The following is a 7,656-nucleotide window of genomic DNA, read 5'->3' as shown; positions in this document are numbered from 1 at the left end:
CGGGCGGCTCGCACCTCAACCAGCGCGGTGATTCCGGCCGCGGGCGGCCTCGCACCTCAACCAGCGCGGTGATTCCGGCCGCGGGCGGCCTCGCACCTCAACCAGCGCGGTGATTCCGGCCGCGGGCGGCCTCGCACCTCAACCAGCGTGGGGCGTCAGGTGCTCGCGCAGCAGCGGGACCATGGCGCGGAGGGCACGGCCGCGGTGGCTGATCGCATTCTTTTCCACGTCGGTGTACTGCGCCAGGGTGCGGGTGTCGCCGTCGGGGACGAAGATCGGGTCGTAGCCAAACCCGTTGTCCCCCACCGGCTCCCGCACGATGACCCCGGGGACCTCCCCTTCGCTCGTCACGGTGGTGCCGCCGGGGATCGCGAGGACAGCCGCACAGCGGAAGGCCGCCCGGCGGTGCTCGTCGGGCACGTCAGCGAGCTGGTCGAGCAGGAGCTGGAGGTTGCGGCGGTCCTTCTCGGCCCGCGGCAGGTCCGTCCCCTCGTGCAGACCCGACCACCGCGCGGAGAAGATGCCCGGGCTGCCGCCGAGCACCTCGACGGCCAGGCCGGAGTCGTCGGCGAGCGCGGGCAGCGAGGTGCGCATCGCGACGTGCTCGGCCTTCAGGCGCGCATTGCCGGCGAAGGTCACCTCGGTCTCCGGGATCTCGCCGACCTCGGGGAAGGCGGCCATCGAGACGATCTCGAGGCCCAGGTCCGCCTCGCCGAGGATCTGCTGCAGCTCGTGAACCTTGTGCTCGTTGTGCGTCGCGAGGACGACCCGCTGGGTCACAGCACGCGCTCCCGCGGGGTCTCGGCGAGGGCCTCCTGCTGCTTCTCGGTGAGCGCGGCGCAGCCGGTCGTCGCGAGGTCGAGCAGCTCGCCCAGGAGCGCCCGGTCGAAGGGAGCGCCCTCCGCCGTGCCCTGCACCTCGATGAACTCGCCGGTGCCGGTCATGACGACATTCATGTCGGTCTCGGCGGTGGAGTCCTCGGGGTAGTCGAGGTCGCAGACCGCGCGGCCGTCGACGACGCCGACCGAGACCGCGGCGAGCGAGCCGGTGAGCGGCGTCGCGCCGGCCGGTATCAGGCCACGGCTGCGGGCGTCCTCGACGGCGTCGACGAGGGCGACGTAGGCGCCCGTGATGGCCGCAGTGCGGGTGCCACCGTCGGCCTGCAGGACATCGCAGTCGAGGACGATCGTGTTTTCCCCCAGCGCCTTGGTGTCGATGACCGCGCGCAGGCTGCGGCCGATGAGGCGGGAGATCTCGTGGGTGCGGCCGCCGACCTTGCCCTTGCGCGAGTCGCGCCCGCTGCGGGTGTTGGTCGAGCGCGGCAGCATCTCGTACTCGGCGGTGACCCAGCCGGTGCCCTGGCCCTTGAGCCAGCGCGGCACCCCCGCCTCGAAGCTCGCGGCGACGAGCACCCGGGTGCGGCCGAACTCTACGAGCACCGAGCCCTCGGCGTGGTCGAGCCAGTTGCGCGTGATGCGCACCTCGCGCAGCTGCTCGGGGGTGCGTCCGTCGTGCCGGGGGGGTGGTGTCAGTCATGCGCTCAGGCTAACGATCCACGACGGCCGTAGGCTCACCGCCGTGGACAAGCACAGCGACATCACCCTGCCCGGTGGCGCGACGACGACCCTGCACGTCGCGGGGACCGAGGCGACGTCCGCTCCCTTCGTCCTCGTCATGCCGGCCATGGGGGTGCCGGCGGGCTATTACGGCCCCTTCGTCGACGAGCTCGCCCGGCACGGCCTGGCCGCCGGCGTCGCCGACTACACCGGCCAGGACGAGTCGCTGCCGCACGTCGGCCGCGGACGCGACCTCGGCTACGACGACCTCGCCCACGGCTGGCTGCCGGCAGTCGTGGACGCCGTCCGCCGGCAGCACGACGGCCCGGTCGTCGCCCTGGGGCACTCCCTCGGCGGTCACGTCCTCGCTGCGCACCTCGCCGGCCCGACGCCCGCAGTCGACGCCGCCGTGCTCATCGGGTCGGGGACGCCGCACTGGCGGGCGCAGCAAGGGGTCAAGACGCTCGCGCAGACGCAGCTCATCGCGGTGATCTCGCGGCTGTGCGGCTTCTGGCCCGGCGCGCGCCTCGGCTTCGGCGGGACGCAGGCGGTGACCCTGATGCGCGAGTGGGCGGCCTTCTCCCGCACCGGACGCCTGGCTCCCGGGGGTCGCAACATCGCGTCGGAACTCGCCGAGCGCACCCTGCCGCTGCTCGTCGTCGACCTCGACAACGACACCCTCGCACCCCCGGCTGCCGTCGACGAACTCGTCGAGCTCTTCGCGAGCGCCGACGTCGAGCGCTTCACCTTCACCAAGGCAGCGGACGCCCCGGGCAAGGCGGTCAACCACTACAGCTTCGCCCGCTCCCCCGAAATCATCGGCGAGCGGATCGCCGCCTGGGTCACCGGACGGGTCGGCGAGCGCGCACGACCTTAGGGCGATGCGGTCCGGCGGGCGAGGTCCTGGGTGACCCGTTGGGTCTCCGGGCCCACCTCGACCCGGGTGGGGACCCCGAGGACGAGCGGCATCTGCGGCTGCTGGTGCCCCACGTCGGCGTCGAGCACGACGGGCACATCGAGCCCACCGAGGGCGTCGCGCACCGCCTCGTGCTGGGTCAGGGTCGGCGCATCGGGTGCAGGCGTGCGGCCGATGACGACGCCGGCGCACCGGTCGAACCACCCCGCCAACCGCAGCCCGTGCAGGCAGCGGGCGATCTCGAAGGCATTGCCCTCCGCGGCCTCGAGCAGGACCACGGGCGGCTGCTCCTGCACCTGCGCCCACGACCACACGTCGCCGAAGGGAGTCCCCGCCAGCGGCGAGAGCACCTCGATGCACCCGCCGATCAACGGCCCGGCGAAGCTCGCGGACTCCCCCTCGAGCAGAGACCACCCGGTGGGCTCGGTGAGCGTCAACTCGTCGACGCCCGGGTCGGCCTCGTAGTCGTCCCAACCGGCGGCGCGGCGGTGCGTGGCGGCGGTCTGGGTGAGCCCGCCACCTTCGGCCATGGCCACGTCGAGCCAGTGAAGGTGACCGGGAGCCGGGGCGTAGGGCGTGTCCATGAGGTTGCTGCCGTGCAGCGTCGCCCAGCCGGCCCGCAACGTGAGCGGCAGCATCGTCGTGGTCGTGTCGGAGAAGCCGACGTACCAGGTCGGGTCGCACTGCGAGAGCAGGTCGAGGTCGAGCCACGGGAGGACGTCAATGCCCGTTTCTCCGCCCCACGGCGGGACGACGGCGGCGACGTCCGGGTCGACCAGCAGGGCCATGAGCTCGTCCGCCCGCGCCTCCCTCGACGCGGAGACGTGGTCGCCGCCCCTGAGACAGACCCCTTCGACGACCTCGAAGCCGCGCCGCCGCAGCCCGGCGACCGCCAGGTCGAGGCGGGGCTGGAGGGTCGGCGGGACCCCGGAGCTCGGTGCGGTGACCGCGATCGTGTCACCGGGGCGAAGGGGGGTGGGCAGGCGCGCGTCCATGCCGCCAGTCCACCAGTGACCAGCCACCGCGTCGAGTTAGATTGCGGCACATGACGCGACGAGCCATCTGCTTCGACCTCGACGGCACGCTCGTCGACTCCCTGCCGGACATCATCGGGAGCATCGCGGCCGCGATGGTCGAGCACGGGCTGCCCGACCCAGGCGACCCGCCGGTCCGCGCGCTCGTCGGCCTTCCCCTCGAGCACATGTTCACCGCCCTCGCCCGCGACCTCGTCTGACGCTGGGCGACGCTCAGACGTCGTAGGTCGCGTCCGGGCAGGCCAGCTCGACCTCGCCGGGCCACACGGCGGCGGCCTCGGCGCGGCAGACCTCGGGGTCGTTCCACGCGGGGATGTGGGTGAGCATCAGGCGCCCCACTCCCCCGGCGGCGACGGCGGCCTCGGCGGCCCGGCGCCCGGTGAGGTGGATGCCGCGGGCCTCGTCGCGCCCCTCGACGAAGGCTGAGTCGACGAGCACGAGGTCGGCGTCGGCGAAGAGCGGGGTCAGCGCGTCGCACGAATCGGTGTCGCCGCTGTAGGCGAGCACCCGGCCGTCGGCCTCGACGCGGAAGCCGTAGGCCTCGACCGGGTGGTTGACGCGGAAGGCACGCACGACGAAGGGCCCGAGGTGCGTCGGCACGCTCGTGGAGAGCCGGCGGAAGTCGAGGACCCCGGTCATCCCCCCTTCGTCGATCCCCTCGTAGGCCGCGGCCAGCCGCTCGGCCGCACCCGCCGGACCGTAGACCGGGAGGCGGTCGGCGAGCGGGCCCTCCGGCCGGTAGGTGCGGGTGACGTACATGCCGGTGAGGTCGATGCAGTGGTCGGGGTGCAGGTGGCTGACGAAGACGGCGTCGAGGTCAGCCAGGTCGGTGTGCCGCTGCAGCGCCCCGAGCGCGCCGTTGCCGAGGTCGAGCACGATGCGCCAGGTGCGGCCCTCGTGCTCGGCGGTGACGAGATAGCAGGAGGCCGGCGAGTCGGGCCCCGCGAAGGAACCGGAACAACCGACGACGGTGAGCCTCACGACTCTTCTCCCATGTTGCCGAAGACGTCCGCCACCTCGGGGCCGAGGAAGCGGCGGGCCAGGACCCGGAAGCGCTCCGGGTCCCCCGTCGTGGTGAACCCGTGCCCCGGAGCCGACAGCGACCCGGGACGCAGCAGGTCGTGGTCCGCAAGGACACGGTAGACGTCCTTGGCCGTTTCCTCCGCCGATGAGACGAGCGTGACACCCTCCCCCATGACGTAGGAGAGAGCGCCGACGAGGAGCGGGTAGTGGGTGCACCCGAGGACGAGCGTGTCCACCTCCGCCCGACGAAGGGGGTCGAGGTAGCCGCGGGCGACGTCGAGCACCTCCGGCCCGGAGGTCGTGCCCGCCTCGACGAGCTCGACGAAGCGCGCGCAGGGCTGGGAGAAGACCTCGGTGTGCGGGGCCGCCGCGAAGGCATCGAGGTAGGCGCGCGAGCGGTGCGTGCCCTCCGTGGAGATGACCCCGACCTTGTGGTTGCGGGTGGCGAGGACCGCCCGCCGCACGGCCGGGCGGATGACCTCGACGACGGGCACGTCGTAGCGCTCACGGGCGTCGTGGAGCACTGCGGCCGAGGCGGTGTTGCACGCGATGACAAGCAGCTTGACCCCGTGGTCGACGAGCCGGTCGAGACACTCCAGCGCGAACTCACGCGTCTGCGCGATCGGCCTGGGGCCGTAGGGCGCTCGCGCCGTGTCGCCGAGGTAGGCCACCGACTCGTGGGGCAGCTGGTCGATGATCGCCCGGGCCACCGTCAGCCCGCCGAAGCCCGAGTCGAAGACGCCGATCGGCTGGGCGCTCCCGCTCACTCCGGCGCCCCGCCGACGAGGGCCTGGGTGAGCGACTCCTGCAGCCAGGTGAGGAAGTCGTAGACGCCGAGGGCGAAGACGGCGGGGTCGTCCGGGTCGAGCGTCTCGACGAGCTCCTCGAGCCGGGTCGCGTCGTCGTCGGTGCGCAGCCCGAGGCGCTCGCCCATGACGAGACGCACGTCGGTGAGGGCGACGAGCACCTGCGGTGCCTGCGCGCGCGTGACGACCCACCGGTCGGCATCTGCGGCCTCGAGGGTGGTGATCGTCGTCGCCAGGCCCTCGTGCTTGCGCCGCCGCAGACCCTGCTCCGTGAAGCGGCGGAACTCGGCGGCCTCCTGCTCGTCCTCACGGTTGCCCGTCGGGAAGAGCCGGTCGAGTGCCGGGTCGCGGTCGTGGTCGAGGCCGAAGGCCCGGTCGGGCACCTCGACCCCCGGGTCGACGTCCGTCGACAGGTCACCCAGCCCGGCGACGATCGCCTCGAAGGGGTCGGCGGACTCCCCCTTCGTCGTGGCGGCCGGCGCGACGAGGTCCATGACCTGCGCGCACAGGCCGGCGACGACCGCCCGCTCGGTCTCGTCGAGCAGGGCGACCAGGTGGTCGCCGTCCGCGGCAAAGGCCCGCGCCATCACACGTCCTTCTGGAAGGTCGCCCACAGGCCGTAGCCCTGCAGCGCCTCGGTGTCGGTCTCCATCTGCTCCTTGGGACCGGTCGAGACGACCGCCCGCCCCTTGAGGTGCACGTCCATCATGAGCTTCTCCGCCTGCTGCTTCGGGTAGCCGAAGTGCGTCTGGAAGACCCAGGTCACGTACGACATGAGGTTGACAGGGTCGTTCCACACCAACGTGATCCACGGGGTGTCGACGGCCTCGACGACGTCGGGCTCGCTCGTCTCTTGCTCGGCGGGGGCGATGGACACGCCCTCCACCCTAGAGTGGCGCGCGTGACGATCCGACCCAGCACCGCTCTGCTCACCGACCACTACGAGCTGACCATGCTCCAGGCTGCGCTCCACAGCGGCGCCGCGTCGCGGCAGTGCGTCTTCGAGACCTTCGCGCGACGACTGCCCTCCGGCCGTCGCTACGGCGTGCTGGCGGGTGTCGGGCGGGTCCTCGACGCGATCGAGGGCTTCCGCTTCGGCGACGCCGAGCTGGAGCACCTGCGCGCGCACGACGTCGTCGACGTGACGACGCTCGACTTCCTCGCCGACTACCGCTTCGACGGCGACGTGTGGGGCTACGCGGAGGGCGAGACCTACTTCCCCTACTCCCCCGTGCTCGTCGTCGAGTCGGACTTCGCGCACGGCGTGATCCTCGAGACCGTGGTCCTGTCGATCCTCAACCACGACTCCGCCGTCGCCTCGGCCGCGTCGCGGATGACCGGTGCCGCCGGGTCGCGGCCGGTCATCGAGATGGGCAGCCGCCGCACCCACGACGAGGCGGCGGTCGCGGCGGCGCGGGCCGCCTACATCGCCGGCTTCTCGTCCACCTCCAACCTCGAGGCGGGGCGGCGGCACGGCGTGCCGACGGGCGGGACGGCCGCGCACGCCTTCACCCTGCTCCACGAGAGCGAGCGCGAGGCCTTCGAGGCACAGGTCGCCTCGCTCGGGGTCGGCACGACCCTGCTCGTCGACACCTACGACGTGACCGAAGGGGTGCGGACGGCCGTCGAGGTCGCCGGCACCTCGCTCGGTGGGGTGCGCCTCGACTCGGGTGACCTCGTGGTCCAGGCGAGCGAGGTCCGCGAGCAGCTCGACGCGCTGGGTGCGACCGAGACCAAGATCGTCGTGACCTCCGACCTCGACGAGTACGCCATCGCGGCGCTGGCGGCGGCGCCCGTCGACACGTACGGCGTCGGCACCCGCGTGGTGACCGGGTCGGGCCACCCGACGGCGTCGATGGTCTACAAGCTCGTCGCCCGCGAGGACGACGAAGGGCGGATGATCGGCGTCGCCAAGAAGAGCAAGGAGCAGTCGGTCGGCGGCCGCAAGTACGCCCTGCGCCGGCGCAACCCGCTCGGTGTCGCCGAGGCGGAGGTGCTCGGCATCGGGGAGCAGCCGGTCGGCGACGGCGACGACCGTGACCTCCTCGTGCGGCTCGTCGAGGGCGGCGAGGTCGTCGGGCACGAGCACGCGAGTCTCGAGGGCGCGCGCGCCCGGCACGAGGCCTCGGTCGCCGAGCTGCCGCGCTCGGCGCACCAGCTGAGCCAGGGTCAGCCGGCGGTCGAGACGGTCTTCCTCACCGAGACGCCGTAGCGGTCTCGACCCACCCTCACAGCGCTGCGACCCCGGGTGTGCGCGCAGGGTAACGCGGGCTTTACGTCCGCGGACCGACGGGGAAACACGGTCTTGCCAGCCTTCCGGC

At 72.7% G+C, this 7,656-nt stretch carries 10 protein-coding genes; 3 read left to right on the top strand and 7 right to left on the bottom strand.

Annotated elements, in window-relative coordinates; genetic code table 11:
- Positions 1 to 138: 138 nt before the first annotated feature.
- Together rdgB and rph are read right to left on the bottom strand one after the other, a co-directional pair.
- Positions 139 to 780, bottom strand: coding sequence for an RdgB/HAM1 family non-canonical purine NTP pyrophosphatase (rdgB, locus tag B277_RS10970; RefSeq protein ID WP_007928210.1), 642 nt, complete (start codon positions 778 to 780; stop codon positions 139 to 141).
- The gene (gene rph / locus B277_RS10965) at positions 777 to 1,481 is read right to left on the bottom strand and encodes a ribonuclease PH (RefSeq protein WP_007928208.1); all 705 of its coding nucleotides are present in this window, start codon (positions 1,479 to 1,481) and stop codon (positions 777 to 779) included. Before rph ends, rdgB begins: the two co-directional genes overlap by 4 nt.
- 97 nt (positions 1,482 to 1,578) lie before the next feature.
- On the opposite strand from rph, the gene B277_RS10960 reads away from it, so the two are divergent.
- On the top strand, positions 1,579 to 2,433 hold the full coding sequence (locus B277_RS10960; protein WP_007928205.1) for an alpha/beta hydrolase family protein: 855 nt from the start codon (positions 1,579 to 1,581) through the stop codon (positions 2,431 to 2,433).
- Here B277_RS10960 and B277_RS10955 read toward each other — a convergent pair.
- On the bottom strand, positions 2,430 to 3,467 hold the full coding sequence (locus B277_RS10955) for a S66 family peptidase (RefSeq protein WP_007928204.1): 1,038 nt from the start codon (positions 3,465 to 3,467) through the stop codon (positions 2,430 to 2,432). The genes B277_RS10960 and B277_RS10955 overlap by 4 nt on opposite strands.
- A 50-nt stretch (positions 3,468 to 3,517) precedes the next feature.
- On the opposite strand from B277_RS10955, the gene B277_RS10950 reads away from it, so the two are divergent.
- Positions 3,518 to 3,706 (top strand): HAD family hydrolase, encoded by a 189-nt coding sequence (locus B277_RS10950; protein WP_007928202.1) that lies wholly within the window; start codon positions 3,518 to 3,520, stop codon positions 3,704 to 3,706.
- Positions 3,707 to 3,719: 13 nt separating this feature from the next.
- Here B277_RS10950 and B277_RS10945 read toward each other — a convergent pair whose 3' ends face one another.
- Genes B277_RS10945 through clpS form a run of 4 tightly spaced genes read right to left on the bottom strand, consistent with a single transcriptional unit; the run spans position 3,720 to position 6,212 of the window.
- A complete protein-coding gene (locus B277_RS10945) occupies positions 3,720 to 4,487 on the bottom strand; it encodes an MBL fold metallo-hydrolase (RefSeq protein ID WP_007928200.1) in 768 nt (255 codons plus the stop codon).
- Positions 4,484 to 5,296, bottom strand: a complete 813-nt coding sequence (murI, locus tag B277_RS10940; RefSeq protein WP_007928198.1) for a glutamate racemase — start codon at positions 5,294 to 5,296, stop codon at positions 4,484 to 4,486. The genes B277_RS10945 and murI overlap by 4 nt, the downstream gene beginning before the upstream one ends.
- Entirely contained in the window at positions 5,293 to 5,922 is a 630-nt protein-coding gene (locus B277_RS10935) for a DUF2017 domain-containing protein (RefSeq protein WP_007928197.1), read from the bottom strand. Before B277_RS10935 ends, murI begins: the two co-directional genes overlap by 4 nt.
- Positions 5,922 to 6,212, bottom strand: a complete 291-nt coding sequence (gene clpS / locus B277_RS18415; RefSeq protein ID WP_007928196.1) for an ATP-dependent Clp protease adapter ClpS — start codon at positions 6,210 to 6,212, stop codon at positions 5,922 to 5,924. Before clpS ends, B277_RS10935 begins: the two co-directional genes overlap by 1 nt.
- Positions 6,213 to 6,287: 75 nt before the next feature.
- Here clpS and B277_RS10925 point away from each other — a divergent pair, with 75 nt between their 5' ends.
- Positions 6,288 to 7,547 carry a nicotinate phosphoribosyltransferase gene (locus B277_RS10925; RefSeq protein ID WP_051988015.1) on the top strand — a complete coding sequence of 420 codons (1,260 nt, stop codon included), beginning with the start codon at positions 6,288 to 6,290 and terminating at the stop codon, positions 7,545 to 7,547.
- Positions 7,548 to 7,656: the final 109 nt, after the last annotated feature.

The organism is Janibacter hoylei PVAS-1 (assembly GCF_000297495.1).
Classification (GTDB): Bacteria; Actinomycetota; Actinomycetes; order Actinomycetales; family Dermatophilaceae; genus Janibacter; species Janibacter hoylei.
The sequence above is the reverse complement of the archived record's forward strand: the minus strand, read 5'-3'. Positions and strand labels throughout refer to the sequence as shown.